This window comes from Colwellia sp. (assembly GCF_013214175.1).
Taxonomy (GTDB): Bacteria; Pseudomonadota; Gammaproteobacteria; order Enterobacterales; family Alteromonadaceae; genus Colwellia.
The window spans coordinates 437,807-459,861 of sequence record NZ_JABSPA010000003.1; the positions used below are offsets into that span (position 1 = coordinate 437,807).

General features: G+C 38.0%; 20 protein-coding genes. 15 read left to right on the forward strand and 5 right to left on the reverse strand.

All coding sequences use genetic code 11. The features are described from left to right. Window positions 1-26 precede the first annotated feature (26 nt). The gene (locus HRT55_RS10315; protein WP_291620987.1) at window positions 27-704 is read left to right on the forward strand and encodes a response regulator transcription factor; all 678 of its coding nucleotides are present in this window, start codon (window positions 27-29) and stop codon (window positions 702-704) included. Window positions 705-796: 92 nt separating this feature from the next. Next, window positions 797-2,146 (forward strand): ATP-binding protein, encoded by a 1,350-nt coding sequence (locus HRT55_RS10320; RefSeq protein ID WP_291620990.1) that lies wholly within the window; start codon window positions 797-799, stop codon window positions 2,144-2,146. Window positions 2,147-2,176: 30 nt separating this feature from the next. Here the strand turns inward: HRT55_RS10320 and HRT55_RS10325 are convergent, their stop codons facing one another. After that, a complete protein-coding gene (locus tag HRT55_RS10325; protein WP_291620992.1) occupies window positions 2,177-3,139 on the reverse strand; it encodes a GGDEF domain-containing protein in 963 nt (320 codons plus the stop codon). Then, a complete protein-coding gene (locus HRT55_RS10330; protein ID WP_291620993.1) occupies window positions 3,139-3,489 on the reverse strand; it encodes a group 1 truncated hemoglobin in 351 nt (116 codons plus the stop codon). Before HRT55_RS10330 ends, HRT55_RS10325 begins: the two co-directional genes overlap by 1 nt. Before the next feature lie 274 nt (window positions 3,490-3,763). On the opposite strand from HRT55_RS10330, the gene HRT55_RS10335 reads away from it, so the two are divergent. From HRT55_RS10335 to HRT55_RS10350, 4 genes are all read left to right on the forward strand, one after another. Further along, window positions 3,764-5,179: a DUF3300 domain-containing protein gene (locus HRT55_RS10335; RefSeq protein WP_291620995.1), complete on the forward strand. Its 1,416-nt coding sequence runs from the start codon at window positions 3,764-3,766 to the stop codon at window positions 5,177-5,179. A gap of 219 nt (window positions 5,180-5,398) precedes the next feature. Next, window positions 5,399-6,184, forward strand: a complete 786-nt coding sequence (locus HRT55_RS10340) for an isocitrate lyase/phosphoenolpyruvate mutase family protein (RefSeq protein ID WP_291620997.1) — start codon at window positions 5,399-5,401, stop codon at window positions 6,182-6,184. Window positions 6,185-6,588: 404 nt separating this feature from the next. After that, window positions 6,589-9,459 carry a DUF2339 domain-containing protein gene (locus HRT55_RS10345; protein ID WP_291620999.1) on the forward strand — a complete coding sequence of 957 codons (2,871 nt, stop codon included), beginning with the start codon at window positions 6,589-6,591 and terminating at the stop codon, window positions 9,457-9,459. A 209-nt stretch (window positions 9,460-9,668) separates the two neighbouring features. Next, the gene (locus HRT55_RS10350) at window positions 9,669-10,793 is read left to right on the forward strand and encodes a DUF3083 family protein (protein ID WP_291621001.1); all 1,125 of its coding nucleotides are present in this window, start codon (window positions 9,669-9,671) and stop codon (window positions 10,791-10,793) included. A gap of 79 nt (window positions 10,794-10,872) precedes the next feature. Here the strand turns inward: HRT55_RS10350 and HRT55_RS10355 are convergent, their stop codons facing one another. Beyond that, the gene (locus HRT55_RS10355; protein WP_291621003.1) at window positions 10,873-11,370 is read right to left on the reverse strand and encodes a DUF4442 domain-containing protein; all 498 of its coding nucleotides are present in this window, start codon (window positions 11,368-11,370) and stop codon (window positions 10,873-10,875) included. Between the two features lie 479 nt (window positions 11,371-11,849). Here HRT55_RS10355 and HRT55_RS10360 point away from each other — a divergent pair, with 479 nt between their 5' ends. The 7 genes from HRT55_RS10360 (at window position 11,850) to HRT55_RS10390 (ending at window position 17,674) form a co-directional block, all read left to right on the forward strand. Beyond that, on the forward strand, window positions 11,850-12,434 hold the full coding sequence (locus tag HRT55_RS10360; RefSeq protein ID WP_291621004.1) for a TetR/AcrR family transcriptional regulator: 585 nt from the start codon (window positions 11,850-11,852) through the stop codon (window positions 12,432-12,434). Window positions 12,435-12,873: 439 nt separating this feature from the next. Beyond that, complete coding sequence (locus tag HRT55_RS10365; protein ID WP_291621005.1) at window positions 12,874-13,539, forward strand: phospholipid-binding protein MlaC; 666 nt, start codon at window positions 12,874-12,876, stop codon at window positions 13,537-13,539. Window positions 13,540-13,587: 48 nt separating this feature from the next. Continuing rightward, the gene (locus tag HRT55_RS10370) at window positions 13,588-14,223 is read left to right on the forward strand and encodes a hypothetical protein (RefSeq protein ID WP_291621006.1); all 636 of its coding nucleotides are present in this window, start codon (window positions 13,588-13,590) and stop codon (window positions 14,221-14,223) included. Window positions 14,224-14,479: 256 nt separating this feature from the next. Then, the gene (locus HRT55_RS10375; RefSeq protein WP_291621007.1) at window positions 14,480-15,043 is read left to right on the forward strand and encodes a DUF6795 domain-containing protein; all 564 of its coding nucleotides are present in this window, start codon (window positions 14,480-14,482) and stop codon (window positions 15,041-15,043) included. Between the two features lie 39 nt (window positions 15,044-15,082). Continuing rightward, on the forward strand, window positions 15,083-16,249 hold the full coding sequence (locus tag HRT55_RS10380; RefSeq protein ID WP_291621008.1) for a lipase family protein: 1,167 nt from the start codon (window positions 15,083-15,085) through the stop codon (window positions 16,247-16,249). A gap of 42 nt (window positions 16,250-16,291) precedes the next feature. Beyond that, on the forward strand, window positions 16,292-16,465 hold the full coding sequence (locus HRT55_RS10385; protein ID WP_291621009.1) for a hypothetical protein: 174 nt from the start codon (window positions 16,292-16,294) through the stop codon (window positions 16,463-16,465). 54 nt (window positions 16,466-16,519) lie between these two features. Continuing rightward, a complete protein-coding gene (locus HRT55_RS10390; protein ID WP_291621010.1) occupies window positions 16,520-17,674 on the forward strand; it encodes an HDOD domain-containing protein in 1,155 nt (384 codons plus the stop codon). A 183-nt stretch (window positions 17,675-17,857) separates the two neighbouring features. Here the strand turns inward: HRT55_RS10390 and HRT55_RS10395 are convergent, their stop codons facing one another. Then, window positions 17,858-18,589 (reverse strand): hypothetical protein, encoded by a 732-nt coding sequence (locus HRT55_RS10395; RefSeq protein ID WP_291621011.1) that lies wholly within the window; start codon window positions 18,587-18,589, stop codon window positions 17,858-17,860. 238 nt (window positions 18,590-18,827) lie between these two features. On the opposite strand from HRT55_RS10395, the gene HRT55_RS10400 reads away from it, so the two are divergent. After that, entirely contained in the window at window positions 18,828-19,163 is a 336-nt protein-coding gene (locus HRT55_RS10400; protein WP_291621012.1) for a DsbA family protein, read from the forward strand. Between the two features lie 66 nt (window positions 19,164-19,229). After that, entirely contained in the window at window positions 19,230-19,457 is a 228-nt protein-coding gene (locus tag HRT55_RS10405; protein ID WP_291621014.1) for a hypothetical protein, read from the forward strand. Window positions 19,458-19,571: 114 nt separating this feature from the next. Here the strand turns inward: HRT55_RS10405 and HRT55_RS10410 are convergent, their stop codons facing one another. Further along, window positions 19,572-21,833 carry a DUF5916 domain-containing protein gene (locus HRT55_RS10410; RefSeq protein WP_291621016.1) on the reverse strand — a complete coding sequence of 754 codons (2,262 nt, stop codon included), beginning with the start codon at window positions 21,831-21,833 and terminating at the stop codon, window positions 19,572-19,574. Window positions 21,834-22,055 lie beyond the last annotated feature (222 nt).

Here is a 22,055-nt window from a genome sequence, read left to right on the forward strand (position 1 = left end):
GAACTAGCTAGAAGGGAAAAATTGCTATGCGTTTACTTTTAGTTGAAGACGATAAAGCCTTGCAGCAAGAGCTTCAACAACAATTAATTTTGCAAAACTACTCGGTCGATGTCGCGGCTGATGGTGAAATTGCTTTATTTCAAGGGTTGGAATATGACTATGATATTGCTGTTATTGATTTAGGTTTACCTAAAATAGATGGTACTACTGTGGTTAAAACTTTAAGAGAAAAAGGTCGAAACTTTCCCATTTTAATTCTTACTGCCCGTGATCGCTGGCAAGATAAAGTTGCTGGCTTAGACGCTGGCGCAGATGATTACCTCACTAAACCCTTTCATGTTGAAGAGCTCAGTTCACGTTTAAATGCGTTAATCAGACGCAGTGCTGGTAAAGCGAGTTCGATCATTAACAATGGCCCATTTACTTTAGATACTACTACCTCGCAGGTACTGGTTGAACAGGTAAGTATTAGTTTAAGTGCCCATGAATTTAAAGTGTTTAAATATCTGATGCTGCATGTCGGGGAAGTGGTCTCTAAAACCACCTTAACTGAGCATATTTACGATCAAGACTTTGATTTAGACTCTAATGTCATCGAAGTATTTATCAGGCGTTTACGGAAGAAACTTGACCCTGACGGTAAACATAACTTCATTGAAACTAAACGTGGCCAAGGCTATCGTTTAATTAACTTTACTGTCTAGGTATTTTCTTGCTGCGATTCATTACATTTTTTGCTAAAAGTTCTTTAAGCGCTTTCTTAAGCTCTTTCTTTAATTCGCTTAAAGTACGTTTGATGGTGAGCTTATTGGCGATGGTTATTGTTATATTGCCAGCCGTTGCTTTTATCATCATGAAGTCATTTGAAAAACACATGGTACTTAGCATCGAAAATGAATTAAGTGCCTACAGCTATTCCATTTTGGCGGTGGCCGAAGTCGAACAAGCTCAGCTGATCATGCCAGAAGTATTAATCGAAAATCAGTTTAATGTCAGTGACTCAGGCTTATATGCTTTTATCTCGCAGCAAAAGAATAATCAAGCAGAAAAAACAAATAGCACTCGAAAGGATGAAAGCGTCACCTTATGGCGTTCTAAATCACTGCTAACGCTGACTTTACCCAAAAAATTACCAGAGCAATTAGCAATGCTGACAACGGGGGATAAGCTCTTTACCAGTATTGAACTCAATGGCTTATCTTTGTTTATTTATAGCTATGCGGTAAGCTTTACTGAGGGTGGACACAGCTTCCCAATGACGGTTCATATCATTAAAGATAAGCAAACCTTTTTACTGTTTATTAGCGACTTTAAACAGCAACTTTGGTTTGGTTTAGCAATTTTAATGGTCATTATATTGTTGCTGCAACTTGTCTGGCTGATGTGGACCTTAAAGCCCTTATCTACCCTAGAAAATGAAATAAAAGCGGTTGAACAGGGCAAAGCAGAAAAGCTAACCAGCATATATCCTAAAGAGTTAGCTAAGCTAACCACGCAATTAAATCAATTATTAGCCACAGAGCAAAAACAAAGACAACGTTATCGCAACGCTTTATCAGACCTTGCTCACAGTTTGAAAACACCATTGGCAGTTTTACAAGCACAAAGGGACATTTCTGCCGTGAACCAAGAGCAAATAAGTCGGATAAATTCGACCATTGACCATCAATTAAAGCGCGCGCAAAGTGCCGGACATTCTTCTTGGTTGCTGGGCATTGCAATCAAACCCGTGCTAGATAAGTTACTCAACACCTTAGCTAAAATTTATCATGATGCAGATAAAAAAGTAATAGTTAAGCTAACGGGAAAACTCACCTTTAAAGGTGATGAAGCTGATTTATTAGAGCTGTTAGGTAATCTGCTTGATAATGCTTATAAAGCAGCGAAAACTTCTATTATGCTAACGGTTAACCAACAAGGTGATGCCCTAGTTATTTGCATTGAAGATGATGGTGTCGGTATAAAAGCACAACAAATCAGCCAAATATTAGAGCGCGGTGTCCGTGCTGATACCTACCAAGATGGCCATGGTGTTGGTTTGGCGATAGTGCGTGATTTAGTGGCAAGTTATCAAGGCGACTTACATATCAGTCGTTCGGACAAACTAGGTGGCGCGAAATTTAAAATTACCTTTACTAGAGAATAAAATTTAACTGACACACTATTTTTCCATCGCTTATCTGTTACTTCTAGCAACATCTTTCGCGTAAATAATATCGGCTCGTTTCTCAAACAAATCAGTAGAAAAAGGGATGACACATGAGCGGCCATTTTGTTTAGCATAATACAGCGCTTTATCTGCATTATTAAGTAATACGTCAAGAGTCATGCCATCGATTCCATATTCAGCCACCCCGGCACTAAAAGATATATTGGCTTTATTTTCAGTGGGTGATTTTAATTGCATACCCTTTATTGACTCTAAAATACTTTGGATTTTATTAGTACTATCTTCTTTATCACTTTGTTCTTGAATGAGACAAAACTCCTCGCCACCGATACGAGCAAAGAATGATCTTGGGCTTATCAGTTTCTGTATATGTTGACAAAAAACTTCTAAAACATAATCACCAAACTCATGACCATAGCTATCATTAAATTTTTTGAAGTAGTCAATATCAAGTATGCTTATTGAACATTCTAACCTAGTGTTAGCATTTTTTAATTCGTCAAATTTGGCAAATAATGCGCGTCGGTTAGCCGCTTTTGTGAGTGGGTCCGTGTGGGCTAACATAAACATTTCATTACTATATTTTTCGAGCATAGAATTTGAACTGTTTAATAGGTACTGAGTTTTTTTAAGTTCGGTAACATCATTTACTTGAACGACAATAAAGTTTTTATTTTTATAGGAATTATGTTCATAGATGTATTTTTTTCGGTTACTTTCTACTTCTATATTGAATAAATGAGACTCAGTGATGCCTTGATAGATGCAATCTAATTCATCTAATAGTTTCCTTTCTAGCGCTTTGTTGCAGCCTGCTGATGTAGCTAAGCCACTTGTCTTATAAAGATTATCGAAGCTTTCATTTTTGAAAATCAGCTCTTTTTTAATTCCGGAAAATAAAGCGATTGGCTGCTTTAATAAGTTGAACGAGGCAAACTCACTCTGATTAGCCATTATGATTGACTGCATCAAAACATTCCTTTTTTCGCCGAAAGTTTATTTAGGATCACCTCTAAATCAACTCTTTCCATTTCGAATTCTACTAAAGCCAGCTCTAATAAAGTAATAACTTCATGCCACACATCTTCCTTTATATTTAAATGGCAGTGCACAGCTTGTAGATGCTCATCAGTATAGGATATTGGGCCACCCAATAATGATGATATGAAGTGACTTTGGTGCTCGATCAGTGTTGCCATATTACTGTTCTCAAAATATGAGCCGACGACTTTTGAATCGAGCAGCTTTTCATAAAAATTCTCAATCAAGTTATGAATCGAGCTAAAACCACCGTATTTTATAAATAGAGATGAGTGCACTAGTTATTCCTTATAGACTTCTAATCATAAGTGAGAAAGCCCTTTGGGTAATAATACCCATTCCATTTAAAGGAGCTAAACAGCACTAATTGTAGACCATAAATTAAGGAAATCATTTTAATTCCAGATAGTTGGATGAATGAACAAACTAATAAAAAAGCTTCGACAATAGCAATGAAGCGGTCAGTTTTGATCAAGTTCTTCCATACACCTTTTGATATTTGTTCAGCATTGGTTCAGCTAAGGAGGTTTATTCTATGCAATAAGATTAACAATGAATAAAGGTAAGCTTATGCACATTCATCAATCCCAACGGCTAACTGAGTTAAAACAAAGTAAGTTAAAGCAAGGAGCGTTAACACCTGGCGTTATAGTGTTTTTGTTGCTGGTAACTACGGTATGCTCAACTCTAATGTTTTCTACTGCAGTTTTAGCTCAAGAAGCTCAAGAACAGCAAGAATTGCTACTTTCTGAAGCAGAGCTTGCGCAAACGCTAGCACCTATTGCCTTATACCCAGATACCTTACTCACTCATATTCTTATTGCCTCGACTTATCCCATAGAAGTGATTGAGGCTGAGCGTTGGCTCAATAAACATTCGACCTTAACGATAGAGCAAGTACATAATAATTCAGCAACTAAAGATTGGGATGCCAGTATTAAGGCACTATTAGCCTTTCCGCAAGTCATGGCTAAATTGAGTGAAGATCTCACTTGGATGCAAAAGCTCGGTGATGCTTTTTTACAAGATGAAGCCAGAGTAATGGCCAGTATTCAAACCTTACGACAGCAGGCTGAGCAAGCCGGTAGCTTGGCTAATATGGATAACGTTAGGGTAATAAAAGAACAGCAAGTTATTATCATTGAGCCAGCACAGCCCGAAATTATTTATGTACCTTATTATGATACTCGCGTGGTTTATGGCCGTTGGCATTGGTCACACTATCCGCCGGTCTATTGGCATAACCCGCATTATTATACTGCGCATCATGGTCATTTTTATTGGGGCACGGGCATTCATATCAGCAGTCATTTTTTCTTTAGTGCCTTTCATTGGCATAACCGCCATGTAGTGGTTAATCACTATAATCGCCATGGTTATCACCCAAGAAATAAAATAGTTATTAGTCATCATGCAAAACGTTGGAGCCATCAACCTCAACATAGACGTGGTGTTGCTTACAGTAGTGGACGATTAAAACAAAAGTATTACGACACGCGCCCTAGTATTCATCACAATAAAGTCGTCCGTAGTAGCGATGTTCACCGTAATAAAGTGGTTCACAGTACTAATGTTAGAAGTACTAATGTTAGAAGTGGTAATGTGAAAGGTACTAATGTTCGAAGTAATAATGTTAAAAGTACTAATACCCACGTTACTCATACCAAAAGTAATAAGGTTCACAGTAAAAAACAGGTTAAAAAAACGGTACATCATTCGAATAACAAACATTACGTGGCGCATAAACAGCCACATCTTAACTCAGCAGTGAATAGCCAAGCGGTACATCACCAAGCCAAGCAAAGTAAGTCGTATCAATCGAAGTCAGTTTATAAACACCCGGTGTCAAAGTCCTTACCGAAGCAATCATCGAAGCAACCGTCAAAAAAAGCAACAAGGCACTCAACCAGACAAGCACCTACACATACGGTGAGGGCGACTAAACAGCATAAAACTAAGCATCATTAAGGAGCGTTTTTCTGGGGTAAAGGAGGAGGGAATTAGTCTTTACTTTAAAAAGAACTATAAGCAGAGCTTATAGTTCTGGTCGGATTTTATCGTTGGTTAATAGGGATAACAAGCCGCACAATTGCTTTAACAAATAGCGGCGGCCTAGTTAAAGCGTCTTACTTATTACAACTGATTTATTGCAATTAATTTATTGTAATAAACGATAGAGATAAAATTATGAACGACACAATATTCACCTCACTACATCAACAAGCGACACCACTACTACTTTGCAATGTTTGGGATGTTGCAAGTGCAAAAACCGCGGGAAAACTTGGCTTTAGTGCTATTGGCACCTCAAGTGCAGCAATAGCGAGTATGCTTGGTTATGCAGATGGTCAGCATATGGCCTTTGAAGAATTACTGTTTATCGTTAAGCGCATTGTTGCTTGCAGTGAATTACCTCTTAGTGTTGATATTGAAGCGGGTTTTAGTGACAACCCGCAAATAACCGCGGGTTATATTAAAGCACTGGCAGAAGTAGGTGTTGTTGGTATTAATATCGAAGACAGTAAAGTAAGTAAAACCAATGAAGAGCGAACATTAATTAATGAAAATAACTTTGCCACGTATCTTGCTGCGATAACTAGCCAGTTACTAAAAGACAATATTGCCATCTTTATCAATGTCAGAACCGATACTTTTTTACTTGGCGTAGCGAATCCGGTTGAAGCAACACAAAAGCGTGCTAAGTTATATCAAGCTGCCGGCGCTGATGGTTTATTTGTGCCTTGTATTGTGCAAACTGAGGCGATTAAAGCTGTGGTCAATAGCACTACTTTGCCGGTGAACGTTATGTGCATGCCTGATTTAGCTGACTTTGCTACTTTACAATCACTGGGTGTTAAGCGCATTAGCATGGGCAACTTCATTTTTGATGCTTTGCAAGATGACTTAACTACAAGGTTGAGCAATATTGTGCAAGCTAACTCATTCGAACCAGTGTTTAAAGCCATAGCTTAATCAGTATTTAAACCAGTGCTCAAATCATTGCTTAAATAAGTGTTCTAGCAAGTGCTTTAGTCAGGGGTCTATAAGTACCTTAACCTTTAGCCTTACTCATTACCCATTGTTAATGTCAGGTTAAAGTGGTCGACTAAAAAGTTAATTTATAACAGTTTCATTAAGTTTGTGATCTTGTTGTGCATAGGGAAAATAAATCATGGCAAGGCGCTCGATTGAGCAATAGCTCGCTATTGGGATTGAGAGTAACGTAGAGATGGCTTATTTTAACCAGCACAAGTGAGCAATAATTTAATTAAATTGGTATTAGTTATTGTAGTCAATAGCTTATCGCATTATCTTAACCGGAGTGGATAGTTTAAAAATTCAAGTACAAATTCAAATGAAAATTACAGGATGTAATAATGAATGAAGAAGTTAAAGCGTTAAGATCAGAGTTAGCGCTTGTTAAACTTCAATTTAGTCAACGACTTGATGCGGTTGAAAATCGCTTGAATAACTTGCTGGCTCAAGATGAACGGCAAGCAGAGCAACACCATCAAGAAGTTACTCAAGTTGAAGGTAGTAATGCAGGAGCTGAGACGGATGTGTTTACTCAGCCTACTTCCTCTAGGGAGGCTGCCGCTAAAGCCGATGCTCTTAAGGCCGCTTTTTCTGAAACGAATATTGCAGAGGAATACAGCCGGTTAGACAAACAAGCTAAAGCATCGCTCTTCAACATACCTTCATTTTTCACGTTATTTTTTCAAACTATATTATCTTCTTTGTTCGACTGGCTCTCACCGGTTACTCAAGTTTATCAGTCCTATAAAGATCGAGGCATGTTAGGAATATTTATCCTCACTATGGTCGGCATCGGCTTAATACTTGCGGGCTTTGGTTATTTAATGCAGCTGCTTATTGATCAGTTAGGGGCGGGCTATAAATCGCTACTAATGTGCATTGCCGCAATATTGGTGATGGGGTTAGGCATAGGCCTAAAAATAAAGACACGTTTTAGTGAGTTTGCCACAGCCATTGTTACCTTAGGCATATTACTTTCTTATAGTACCGTTTATTTTTCCGGTAGTGTTTACGGACTAATACCCAATGTCGCCGTGTTGATTTTATACCTAGCAATCGCCTTGCTTTGTCACACACTGGCATTGTGGCTAGATACCAAGGTTGTCGCTGCTTTGGGTGTAATAGGTATTGCGACTATGCCGATGCTGTCAAATGTCGTTAATATTGAACCATTTTACTATTTATTATCTCTCGCCTTTGTTGTTGGTAGCAGTTTAATTCTATCTTATAAACACGTTGGACCTTGGCTTGCCCACTTAAGTTTAGCTTTTACTCTTGTCTCTATTGAGTGGCTTCTGGAAGTCGATAGTATTCATATTTCATCTTGGCTGATTAATCTATTTTATCTGCTGTTTTTTGCTTATGCCTCCGTTTCCTTGCTTAAAGAAAGCACATCAAGCCGTCAAAGCTTAATTTTCCTAGCAGCGACAGTTGGCACTACTACATTAATATTTCTGCAAGCATCAGAGCTATTTACTAGGCAAATAAGCGTTAATTTTGCGGTTAATACTTTGATTGCGATAATGGCAAGTTTAATGTTTTATAAAATAAAACGTGAGTTAACACATTTTTTCATCTTGCTTGCTGCTTTATGGAGTGTGCTTACTGTAGTAAGTGCTATTAGTGATGCCTATTGGGGGATAGCTTGGGCCGTAGAAGGAATATTATTGCTGGCAATTGGCCGTCGATATAACTTTTCAATGTCCTTAAATCAAGGGCAAATATTAACGGCAGTAGCACTTTTATATTCATTGTCTGCGTTAGCAATATATTTCCCACTACCGGCACTTAAATCGGTAGATGGCTGGGTGTTATCACTGATGATTGTCGCAATTATTGCTATATGGCAAAGATTGATCAACAACAGCGCAGTATTTGATTGGCTGACGAAAAATAAAGTGAAGCCTTTTTTACAATTGCTAGAAGCGGTTTTCTTAACTACTTTGCTTATTGTCAGTGCTGATATCTGGTTAGGAAACTGGACAGGAGCCATAGTCATTTTTGTGCAGCTGGCATTATTATTTAGAGCGAGAAGCTGCCAGCAAGTAGCAATAGAAATATTTGCGGCAATACTTATTATAGTGCCACTATTTTATGTCTATGAAGGGGCATTGATGGTTGATAGCTATCGCTTTATCATGCTGCCACTCTTTGCAAAAGGAGCCTTAGTTTCGGCCTTTATTCAACTTTGGTTATGGTCCGCTTTCTATAGAAAATATCAAGCAGATAGCGCAATGATAAAGCTTGCCGAGGGCATAAGAGTTCTGTTCTATATGTTCATTCCTATTTGTTGGCTTGGCTCGGTTATTCGCCGCTTTGAAGAAGAGTCATTGATGTTTTTATGGCTTTCACCATTAATCGCTTTATTGTTAGCCCGCAAGGTAAATCACCCCTTACTAGTTAAAGAGACCCAAGTATTAACTGGCCTGGCAAGTGTGGCTTTTGTCATTGCTATTGGCGAGTTATCACTAATAAATAGTATTGTTGTACTAGTTGGTTTTTCGAGTTATTACGCTTTGGCCTATTTATTAAACCGAAAAGACTCTGTTCATATATACCAATTCATTTGTAGTTGGGGAATAGTAACCCTTGGTTTTGCTATCCCTAACCTTGTTGGCTCGCAAGCCGATAGCCTTTTTTATGGGGTAATTATTGCGGCAATGTATTGGGGCGTTACGTTTAATAGCTTAAACCTATCTGAACATTTAAAAAGAAATGAAACGTTCGTCATAACAGTTAATTTACTCTTGGTTATTGGCGCTTGGCTGCTCATTTTACCCCAGGCAAGTTATGTAATAGTGCCGGTAATATTTATCATGGCCTGCTTGTATCAAAAAGACTACAAATTTAGCCACAATAAACTGGGCAAAAAGTTACAACTCAATGGTGATTTGTTTTTACACTCTATCGCCGCTATTACCTATGTAATCTTGTTATATTCCTTTGAAATATATCGGATTGAGTTATTAATTGCTCCGGCATTAGCGGTTCATGGCGCTATGATTTTATTCCTAAAAGATAGACGTATAACCACGGTGAAATATAGTTTCGCTTTGATATTATTAGGCATAGTTAAACTGGCGATGATTGACGCTGCCAATGCCTTGCTATGGCAAAAAGTTATCTTATTTATGGGTATTGGTATATTTATTTTGTTGGCATCATTTTGGTATCAAAAGTTGGCCAATAGAGTCGAGCCATCAACAAGTTAGTTGTGATTTACCGTTAAAATACAACGGTTAAAGTTTAGACTCTTTATAGCAAAAACTGCCGTTAACGGTATTTAAAAAAATGTGGCTATATGGCATTTCAAATTTGTCTAATAACGCGAACACTTAGTATTAATTATCTACTTTGTCTATGTTATAAATGACTATTCAATTTCATCTGGCGAAAAATTAACAAGAGGTTATAAAGGAATATGAGACGAACTTCATCAATCTTAAAAAAACATAGGTACGGGGAACGTGTTTATTTACCTAGTGATGCACGTGATAATCAGTATATTTTAGCTGAAATACCCTTAACGGATAATTTAATTAATCTAGTGTGTGGTGCTATCGATGAAACGTCAGTTAAGCCATATCAAAAGTTCTATCAAAGCTTGTCACACAAAATATTTGAGATCGTTGAAGAACATGGTCTATCGCATGTTAATTTTGTTGCCAATAACCGTTTAGTTAGGGTGCGCTATAGTGGCGAACAGCAAGTGTTACACACAGAACAGCAATCTTTTTTCTTCTACTGTCCTGAGCACAATAGTACTTTTAAAGGCTATTTTGATGGCGCAATTAGAGCCAGAAAAATTAAAATATTGTTTTTAGCTACCGGGCAAGAGCTTAGAGTTAATTCAGGTAAATTCCATAGTAAGGTTTACCAAGCGATTAAAGATATTTCAAAGTCTATTGGTTTAGCTGAGAATGAGATTAAATTGCGCGATCATCAACATTTAACCTTTGATGTTTTTGCCAAAGAAAAAGGTGCAACTAACACCATTAGCCATACCTTTAGAGAAATTGCCGATCGTTATGAAAGTCAGGGTCAGAGTCTTAGCAATGAGCATACCTCGGTTACTTACATAGTCGCCAGTATTCCAATGGCACGCCGTTTATTAAAAGGTGCGGAAATTGATTATTTATCGGATGAGCCATTTACTAAACTTTATAAAAAAATAGAAAATGCTTTTAACAAGTCTTGCCAGGCCAATAAAATTGACCAAGCTGCATTACTTGCCAATGGTGTATCGCCATTTGTTCGTTATGATGAAAATGAAGTAGCAAATGTGGCTGGTGAGTTAATCTATATCGGTGTCAATCCAAATAACGCTGAGACACGTTTTTGCGTGCATTGGGAAGCCGATACATTAGTTGATACGCTACGCTTTGTATTTTTTGCTGATAAGAGTGATGAAACACACCACAACTATGGCAAGTTTGTTAATCAAGCCATTGCGGCGGTGAGAGCATTTTCTGATGAAGTGGATTGGAAAAAAGAAAGTGATGACATTATTGTTCGTGTACACCAACATATTATGTTGAATGTGTAAGCGCTAATCAGTTTAGTTTATTTTAAAATCCTGCAATATCATGCAGGATTTTTTTTGTTATAAAATAATACTGAGTAGGCTAGTTATGTGTTTTATCAGTCAACTTGCTCATGCCTTTTGGCTTTTTTCGACGAATATAAAGAGTACGATTTAGTTTGGCCACTATATCTCCTTGTTCATCTTTTACATATACGGGAATTTGAGGTAAGTATTTTTCACCATTAGCCGTGTTAGCAATAATATCGTCAATGAGTTGTTGATTAATGGCAAAGTCGGCAATGACTTTACCTTTCCCGGGCTTGATAAAATCAATGTCAGCTGACTTATCCCATACCAGGTATTGATCTCCTAGCTGTGCCATGATCATTAACATATAAAAAGGGTCGGTCATTGCGAATAAAGAACCACCAAAATGGCTTCCTACAGCATTTTTATTCCACGGGCGTAAGGTTAATTCTACACGTGCCGTTTTAAAGTCAGTTGATATATGTTTTATGCGAATACCGGCAAAAAATAACGGCGGCCAAGCATTCATAATACGGCGAAATAGCCAAGATTTTTTAAACAATATATTCATTTAGAGTCACTTTATAAAATTCTATTAGGCTGAATCGAGGGATAACACTCAACTCATTGTACCAGTTGGCAGGCAGTAATATAAACCTTATAACTTTCAAAATCTAGCTAGTGCGTTGATAGTTAGATATCTAACCGGTTTACCTTGGTTTTGTTATAGTGATAACTTTAGCTATTTTCTTTATAGCTTATGGAACAAATAGGATGCTAATATCTTAGCTATTAATAAGTCGTTTCTGCATTCTTGTAGACTAATATTAATAGAGTCGTCATTAAGGAAAGGCTGGAATTCAGCAAAGTAGTCTGTTCAGTAATACTGCTGTCTGCCTGGCAATGCATTGAAAACCTTAAGCGTAATCGCTTATCTGTACTTCCACACGGGGAAGTACAATAAGTTAATTTTCCTTACCTTAAGCAACTCTTGCAACATACCGAGCGGTTGGTTATGATTTAATAGAATGAATAAATTGAGAAGTAACCATGAGTGATGCAGAGCAAACCCGCCAAAATATATTAACCGTGGCCGCCGATGAAATTCATCAGCATGGTTTTAAAGCGACTAGCTTGTCGGTTATTCTCAATCGCTGCGAAATATCAAAAGGCGCGCTATATCACCACTTCACCAGTAAAATTGAGCTGGGTTACGCGGTATTCGAAGAAATTTATACACCAATGTTTTTAGATCTCTGGCAGTCAGCTTTGGCTGTTGAAGACCCTGTTGAAGGTTTATGTACTTTTTTTACCTCAATGACAGAGCAAATGTCTTGTAGTGAAGTTGTTTGTGGCTGTCCGCTCAACAACCTCTGTGAAGAAATGGCCAATGTTGATGAGGGCTTCCGATTACGTATTTTGTCTATGCAAGAACAGTTGAATCAGTCGATTGTTGATGCTCTTGAGAAAATCAATGATGATTTACGCGACGGTTTAGCGCTGAGCCAGGTGAGTTACTTTATTGTCGCGACCCTAAATGGTGCGACCACCTTAAGTAAAAGCTCACGCAATAAAGAGTTGTTCAAGCAAGTAATTGCTGAGTTATGCCTTTATATTCGAGCGTTGAAAAAATAGCTCCGCTTATTGCGATGTTATTACTAACCCCTGTTAACTTATCTTTCTTTTATAGCGCTTAGCTGAAGATGTAGCTACTAATACCAATTTAATTAAATTATTGCCCACTTGTGCTGGTTAAAATACTCCAAGGCGGTGTTGCTCTCAATCCCAATAGCCAGCTATTGCTCAATCAAGCGCCTTGCCCTGATTTATTTTCCCTACTCACATCAAGATCACAAACTTAATGAAAATGGTATAAGTTAACAGCCGCTTAATAGCTCTGACATTGTTTTCGCTTATTCCTATTTACACTTTCGTAAACATTTTTATTCTTTAGATTATCTTTCACAAACCGCTCGGTCGGTGCTATTATCTCGCCATAAATAAAACATACCGCTCGGTCGGTATGTTTTGACCTATTCCGTAGTACACATTTTATATTCAAGGATTTCTTACCATGAGAACATTGATAGCAAAAAGCCTTTTAGCCTTTTTTTTATCTTCGACTATTGCTACAGCGGTAATGGCGGCATCAGCTAACTCAGTACCTTTAGCAACAGTACCTTCAGCACTCTCTTATCTAGATAGTGCTTCCCCTTACGTAGTATTAAAAACAGCGGGTACTAACTTATTTTCACGAATATCGGCTAATCAACAAGCCATTGCTAAATTTCCACATTTAATGCGCGACATTGTTGAAGAAGAGCTAATGCCCGCAATAGATTATCGCTATGCTTCCTATCGTATTTTGGGTAAACACTTGAAAAAAATATCAAAACAGCAGCGTGCTGATTTTGTTGAAGCCATGCGTCATTACTTGGTAAGAACCTACTCTATTGCTTTAGCTAAGTATAAAAACCAGCAAGTGATTTTTGAGCCGGAAAAACCGACTAAAGGTAAAAGGATCATTGGCATTAAAACTCAAATTATTGAGCAAGGTGCACCAACCATTAATATCGTTTTTCAAATGCGACAAAATAAAAAAACCAAGCAATGGAAAGCGTTTGATATCACGATAGAAGGCATTTCATTATTAAGCACAAAACAAGCAGAGCTTAATAAAAAAATAGCTAAGCAGGGCATAGATCACGTTACTTTAGAATTAGCGGCCTTAGCCAAATAATTTTAATTCACTTAATATAATTTAACCTTTTTACGAATGGAGTTTGTTTTGTTGCAAATATTTAAAATGTTGGTATTACCTTTTATCATTATTTCACTGCTATCGGCAGGTGTTATTACCACCATTAATATCGATTATTTTGTCTTAGAAAATAATTTGTCTGAACGTTCACTGACTGAGCTATTTCAGCAACTGTTATTGCTAGCGAGTGTAGGCATCTTTATTTGGTCAGCAACTAAAGTAGCGGAATCACGGACATTGTTTATTTTAGTGGCTGGATTTTTTGGCTGTATGTTTTTACGCGAACTCGATTTTTACTTTGACATGATAGTGCACGGCTTTTGGTTGTACCCAACTCTCTTGTTAGCTAGCTCGGTGATCATTTATAGCGTGAGGCATAGTGACTATCTAGTTAGCTCTGTTCGTTCATTTAGTCAAACTAATGCCTATTTCAATATTTTAGTTGGTCTAGTTATTATCATGATTTTTAGCCGGTTATTTGGTTCAGGTACGCTTTGGAAGGAAGTGATGAATGATGATTACCATCATATTTATAAAACTATCATTCAAGAAGGTTTAGAGCTATTCGGTTATCTATTTTTATTTATTGGTTCATTTCACCAACTAAGAGCAGTGCAGAGCAAGCGATATGACGATAACGCTTTACCATTAGCAGTAAGTTAACTTAGCCTGATTCAAAAATACCAAAATCATCGAAAATTCCCTCTATTAGGGCATAACGACATCTTAAAGCGCTAGGTACTTTACCAAGTGTCTAAACTTTTTTAAGTTGTCATTATGCCTTCATATCTTTTATTTCTCCTGATAACTTCCTTTCTATCAAGCATGCTTACACTTCTAGGTGTAATAGAACAATTTATTGTAAATATTATGTAAAAGCTTTAGTCTTTTACTTAAGTAAAATAAGTGACCACAATGAATGAAATTAATAATCAGTATATTGTCTTTTATCACACTGTTAGGTTGTTCAGGTGAAAGTACTTCACAAGATAGAATAGTTGAGCAGAGTAAATCAAAAGAAGTAGCAAACAAGGAATCAAGCATGTTAGGGATATTTGGAAAGGACGGTAAGGAAAAGTATGTTATTTCTTCACCACTTAAAGGGATCTTAATGAAGGGGGGGACCCCTTTAGCTAACACCAATATTACTCGTTATGTAGAGTGGACTAGTTTTGAAGGTGAAAAAATTGATGGATTTGTTACTGATGATAAAGGTAACTTTAGCATCCCAGCCTATGAGGAAATATTAAACTTAGGAAAGTTAGCTCAATTTGTTGGGAAAATCTTACTGATTGTTGAGTTAGATGGTGAGGAGATTGCTATTTGGGTCGTTGCTAAGTTTGATGGAGAAACCTATTCCGATTTAGCAGGCCCTTTAGATGAATTAGTTTGTGATTTAGATTCTGAAAGGTTAAGCCTAGACATGCCCCGCTCAATGATTTCAACTCGATGCCGTTGGCAGGGCATGCCAGAATTTAAATAATATATGTAACATTATTAAATATAAGGATATATAAATGCAATGGAATTACGACCTCAAGAAGCTGCTGGCTTTGCAGATAAAGTTTATGCTATTAATGCAACTCAAACCAGAGCAGGAGCATTACTTTTAAAGGATCTTTTAAAAGATAAGATATTTTCTCAAAAAAATACTGCATCCTCATTAACCGCAACCGTTGGTGGTAATCTTTTACTTTCAGCTATGGATGGTTTTGGACTCTGTACTATGGGCGGAAAAGGTTATGAAGGCGATTTGTTTCTCATCTTTCGTGGTACCACTACCGCAAATAATAAAGCTGACTTTGTCACAGATGGTAATATAGGACTAACTAGCTCAAGTACTGGCCAAATGGTTCATGTGGGATTTAATAATACTTTTACCAGTATGTTGCCACAAATAAGAACCTTTTTAGCCAAGAATAAAGTTACCGGCACCGTACATTGTATAGGTCATAGCCTTGGTGGTGCCGTTGCCTCACTGGCTGCCGATTGGCTTAAGAAAAAAGCCGGTAAAAGTGTCAAGCTTTATACCTTTGGCGCGCCAAGAGTTGGTACCTATTTTTTTGCTAAAAGTACTACCGATAATCTTAAAGTAGAAAATATACACAGGGTTTATCACAAAACCGATCCTGTACCAATGGTGGCCTTATTTCCCTTTATGCAAGCCCCCTATAATTCTAATGGACATTTTATCGAGTCATCAGAATTAGTTTTTAGTGGCGCGGCCCACAAAATGGGTAAATATGTCGAATCGGTTAGAAGTAAAAGTTGGACTGCGTTAAATAGCGTGCCAGATGAACCGTATAATGTTGAGTGGGCTATTGAGCAGTGGCTAAATTCTAAAAGATATACCAGTGCTGATTCGCATACTTTTTTACGTTGGGCTGAGTCCGCTCTGATTTACGTGCTAAAGAAAATAGGCATTAGTGTTGTCGCAGCCTTACAAGGTGCGGTTATGGGAGTAGCTACTCTGGCGGATAAACTCGCTTACATTCTATCTAAAGGTATTGATCTGGCAGATAATATTAGTTATTGGGTAGTGAGGTTTATGCGTCGTATTATGCAAGCACTTGGCATGAAAGTAGCGGCTTCAAAAGAGGAGCTAACACGAGGTGTTATTCGAACGGCGCTGCTGCGTTTAACGAGAAAAAACTATGATAATGCCCAAAGAGCAATTAGAAAGTTATAGCTTTAATCGCTTACCACAGTATACAGCTGGTTGGAGGTGTGAATGATAATTCTTAAATTGTTTGCCTCTTTTATGCTGTTTTGTTGTTTTCTTGTCGGCATTAGAAAAGCTGATAAAAAATCCCATAATCCAAATTACCATGCGCTAGCAGAGTACATGACAGGTTTTATATTTGTCTTTGGCGCTTTTTGGGCTTTCTATAAACTCTGGTGGTAGGTTATTGTGCTTATAGCCTTAAGCACTCTTCAATTAAAAAAATACACTAATCCGATGACTGTAAAACTATTATTTCTAACCGAAGCCGTTAATACTCTACTCAGCAAAAGTGATTTGCCGGCAACACTCACCATTGAGCAGTGTGCAACAGCACTCGCGATGAGCATGACGTCTTTTCGGCGTAAACTTGCCCTAGAAGAAACTACTTTTAAACTCATTCAGCATAAATTTTTGAATGAGCTGTGTGTGCATGCCTTATTAACTCAAACGGTTAGTGTTAGCGAGTTAGTTGTAAAATTGGGTTATTCGGAACGTGCCACCTTTGAGCGCGCTTTTCGCAGTAAGTTTGGTCTAAGCCCTGTGCAGTTTCGTGAACTATCCCTTCTCGGCGATGATAAAGATAATCAGCAGAACTTAAGCTCTATCGCGAAAAATATGCCGCCATTGCCAGATAGCTGTCAGCTGTTACTAAAGGCAAAAGATAAAGACAATTTTGACTTACAACGCGTGATAGATATTGTTGCGAACGATGCTATTTTCACCGGACGTTTAATGGGACTTGCCAGTAAAGCTATTTACGGTAAGACGCCTAACAATATCCAAGAAGCAATTAGTCGTAATTTAGGCATAAATGCTGTGGTTAATTTAGCGGTTATCTATTCAGTTAAAGATGCGCTAGCTGTACATGTCGATCAAAAGCTTATTAACCAATGTACTCATGCTTTTGTGACTGCGCCTAAATTTTTTCAATTAATGCGTAAATCAGCGGGTATTGACGTTAAGTTTGATATTGCCTTTATTGAACAAGTACTGGTATTTTCCTTACTCGGCATACTATTACTGTGCCATAAGGAGGCGGTTAAGCACCAACTTATGTTGCATTCATTGCAGGGAATTGATGATTTACCTTCGTTAAATCATCACATTCATCAGGCTATGGGGATTAGTATTTATGGCGCATCAAGCTTAATGTTATCTTTATGGCATATCGATGCCAGTGTGATTAAACAACTTAATCATTTAGATAAAGTAGGTAAGCAAGAAGCAAAATCGAGCAGGCAAGATGAATTGCTACTGTTTATGTTGTCATGTTTATACGCGCTAGCAACCGGGCGTAAAGATCTCAGTGAATTAGAGCAAAAAGCGGAACTGTTAAATCTAGACGGTTTTGCTGAGGTTAAGGCGCAACTATTCAGCAATCTGTGTTAATAAAAAAGGGAACTTCCTCAGCCACTCTTATAAAAGAGGGGGGCTGACCGAGAAAGTTATAAAGGGCGAACATTCATTTTACTTACCAACTAATGGCTTACTAAGAAGCGACTAATTAACCACATATTAACTAGGTAATATATTCGAAAGCTTAGCCATTGCTTAGGTATCGATTAGCTTGTGCTATTTTGATTTATTATGTTGACGGCGCACTAATAATGCCAAGCCAAACATTGATAGCGCGAACACTGAAGGCTCGGGGATGTTTGTTGTTGGGCCGTTACTTACTTGCACTAAAGAAACATTATCAAGTAAGCCACCTAGGCCATTTTGCTTTCCAAAGGCGCCAAAGCTTAAATCCATTGTTTCAGACTCAGCTGTTAATAATATTGATTGTACTGTCCAGTCTTTGTTCTTTTTACTTATGCCATTAATGGCAAAGTCAGCAGTCATCGCTAAGTTAAAGTCTATTGCTGCGTCATACCAAAAGACATTGATACCGTTATCGTTATGATTATTTGTCCTAGGTTTGTAAGAGAACTCTAATAAATACTCCGCGCCTACGGTGAGTGAAGCAAGTGTCTGTGTCATCACTGAGTTTGATGCCCCTCTGGAGTGAGAGTCTAGCTCTATATGGTTACTACCGTCTTGAGATTTAGTGACAATATTTTTCTGTAATTCTATGCCATTACCCGCTGTGGTCACCCAACCTGGAAGGGTGTAAAAAACATCCCAGCCACTTTTTTTGTTAGCAAAGTTTTGTAAATCAGTTTGATGAACTAGGCCTTGAGATTTGGTATTTTCGGAAAATAATAATTCTTCAAAACTGCCATTGGTGATCAAAGATGCACTCACTATTGAGCTAGCAAGCAGCAGAGAAATAGATAAAATGGTCTTACTCAGAGTTTTTAGCATTTGAAAGTCATTTAAATAGCATTAAGTTGCCGCTAGTATAGAGAATAAGCGGTTTTCAACATATGGCTAAAGTGTCCAACTTTATCCTGTAGAGCTGAATCCTCGCTGTTTATAACGAGTTATTTGTTTTTATTTAGCACATGTTTTCAAATGGTTTTAATCGCAGTTAAGTAGTAGTTAAGCAGTCAGGCAGTTTTTAACCTTTAATCTAATTAACACCTCATTATAAAGGCGCTATATGAGCATAAAATTATACTATCTCCATGATCCAATGTGCAGTTGGTGTTGGGGCTATCGTCCTGTTTGGGATGTTTTACAACAAAATTTACCTGCTGCTATCAAAGTGGAATACGTTGCTGGCGGCTTAGCACCGGACAGCAACATTTCAATGCCCATAGCACAGCAACAGATGATCCAAAATCATTGGCGCACTATTGAAAATAAGCTAGGCACAACGTTTAATCATGCTTTTTGGACGGAAAATACACCAAGGCGCTCAACCTATAATGCTTGTCGAGCTGCAATTTCCGCCCATAAGCAAGCGGTTCAAAAACCTATGATTGATGCTATTTAGCAAGGCTATTATTTAAGGGCTTTAAACCCTTCAAATGTTGATGTCTTAATTGGCTTGGCAAGAGAGTTGTCTCAACAGCAATCACTCGAGCTAGATATAGATCAATTTATCAATGATCTTAGCTCGGCGGAAACTGAGCAAGAATTAGCACGACAGATTAGTTTAGCGAGACAGTTAAGCCAACAGGGCTTTCCTTCTTTAGTGCTTGAGCACGATGGCATACGACACCAAATCCCTGTGGATTACAGTGACCACTGGCTAACCTTGGCTGATATTATTGATAAGTTAAATTAGTGCTTTAATCGTTATAGTGATTGCTAGGATAGTGATAATTCGGCAAGAAAAAAGCGATGTTGAACATCGCTTTTTTCTTATGCTTTTTCTGTCACTTATTCAGCTGAGGCAAAGCTACATCTGCCAAGCATAGCTAAATTTGGTAAAGACAGAGCGTTCATCTCGGGTCAATTGAGCTAAGCTATCATCTTGATAACCACCATCGGAGTAGCCCAGGAAGAATAACGTTTGCGGGTTGATTTTATATGAGTAAATTAACTGGCTCGAGAAAAACCTATCTTGTGCGTCGGGCAAGTCCTCAGGGTCTTCTTCAGTATATAAAGCCACATCTCGGGCAATATCTGTGTATTGCACCACAAGTTTAAGTTTACTGCGCATACTAAACTGATAACTGAGCCTTATGTCGGATTGGTGCGCGGTAAATAAGCGGCCATCATCAACATCTAGGTGCGAGTAGTTATAGTTAATACTGGCGTTAATATGTCGATTAACATCCCATTGGGTAAAAGCTTCGATGTAAACCACATCACCTAATTGCGCATTGGCAAAATCAATTTGTGTACCAAACTTGAAAAAGGTGCCGATACTGATGTTTGCTACTGGCCTCATTTCAACAAAGGTTTTAAATTGTGTTTCTTTAAAGTATTGCTCTTCATACAATCTTTCCCTGTGCACTACGCCAAAGTTAGTATAAAACTGTTTTTGACCTTGTAAGTTGCCATGAATTTCATACTCTTCTTCGAGTACTTTACCGTCTTGGTCGTAGGTTTTATCCCAATCGCCAAAATAGCCCCATTGCGTTAAGATATCATCACTTTCACCGTAATAAGTACGGCGACCACCTAAAACGACGCGCTCGATATTACTGCGTGATTGAAAACCTAAATCGGCACGGAAATCTTCACTAATATTGGTGTAGCCGGCTTTTAAATTATAATCACGGGTACCACGAGAATAATTCACCCTAAAAGCTGTGCCGGTTTGTTTTTCACTGACATCAAACTCTTCCATCACGTCAGTGGTGTTTTTAGTATCAGATTGGGCAACTTGGTACTGAATATTATCATTTTGACTGAGCCAGTAGGTGCCATCAAATGATGCTAGCGTATTGTGATAATTGTCAGATTGTCTATGAGTCATTAAGACACCAACATTGTTACGCTCACCAACATCCATTTTATAACGTGCTATGGCAACATTAGATTTTTCATCTAAAGTAGCAATATCAGAGCCTTGATTGCCGGGCATTAAAAAGGAAGTATTACTGTCATCAGCTAGCATTAAACCATAACTGTGCTCACCTGTTTTACCTGTTAACTTTAAACCCACATCAGGATCGGCAATATTACGTGTGTGGACAAAATTAAAGCTAGTAGTATCAAAATATGAGGCGCCATCTAAGAAGAAAGGCCTTTTTTCTGGGTAAAATAAAGAGTAAGTATTGTTAACATCTAACTGACCGGCATCGGCTTCTACTTGGGAGAAATCAGGGTTTAACGTGGCATTTAGTACTATGTCTTGTGTTAACCCCCAGCGAACATCTAAGCCAGGCTCTACCTCAACATCACCGTTTTGCCACTCGCCAGGTAAATCAGGTTTTTCATCGGCACGTGACACTGTAAGTGTTGGTGTTAATTGAAAGTTTTTACCTGGTTTGATTTCTTCAAAACCAACCAGCTGATTAAACTGACAAAGATTACATTTGATATCACGATCAAATATATTGGTGGCCATTTGTATCTTGACATCACGAGGATAATTTCGCCAACCGGTAATGTTCCATACCAGTTTTTCATCCGAGTCGGGAAAACGCAGTGCACTAAAAGGAATGCTCATTTCAACCACATAACCAAAGTCAGTAATTTGTCCTGCACTGTCCCAAATTGCATCCCATGAACTATCTTCGTCCCAACCATCAGTGTCGTCCATTCTAACATCAGCTTGTGCGCCTAGAGGGTTAACAAAAAATTCATAACCGCTGCGTTCATCGTTAAAGGTATCGACGATAATGGCGACGTTATCATCAGCCCATAAACTATCTCTGTCTCTTAAAGACGCTCTGATTTTTTCTGGGTTTGGATCATAGGCGATAAAGGCAACGTTAAAAGAGCTGCCGTTTTCATAGAAGAATACCTCTGTTTTCACTGGCGATGGCGTACCATCACCTGGGCTCTTTTCATATTTTAATTCCATTTTCGTAGCGGTCTGCCATACGGCTTCATCCATGCGACCATCAACCTTGATAACGGCTTTATTGTGGGTTAATTGAAAACGTTTTCGCTCTCCTTGCTTGGCCGCAAGGTTCAAGGGCAGGGTGGCAATAACAAGAAGGAATAGAGTGTAAGTAAGTTTTTGGCTGTTTTTTATCAAGGACATAGAGACTTATTAATAACTTATAAATTATTTTTATTATTGTAATTGTCGCTCGAAAGTTCGAAAAGGTTTGTTAATAGATGTAACAAAAGATGACTGAGGTAGGCTTGTTTTGGTAGGTGTTTCCTGTATATACAACAAGGCTACGACTTGTGTCGTAGCCTTGTTGTATTATTTATTTTTTGTAATAGCTATTTTGTACAAAATTTTCTGCTAAACAGGCCG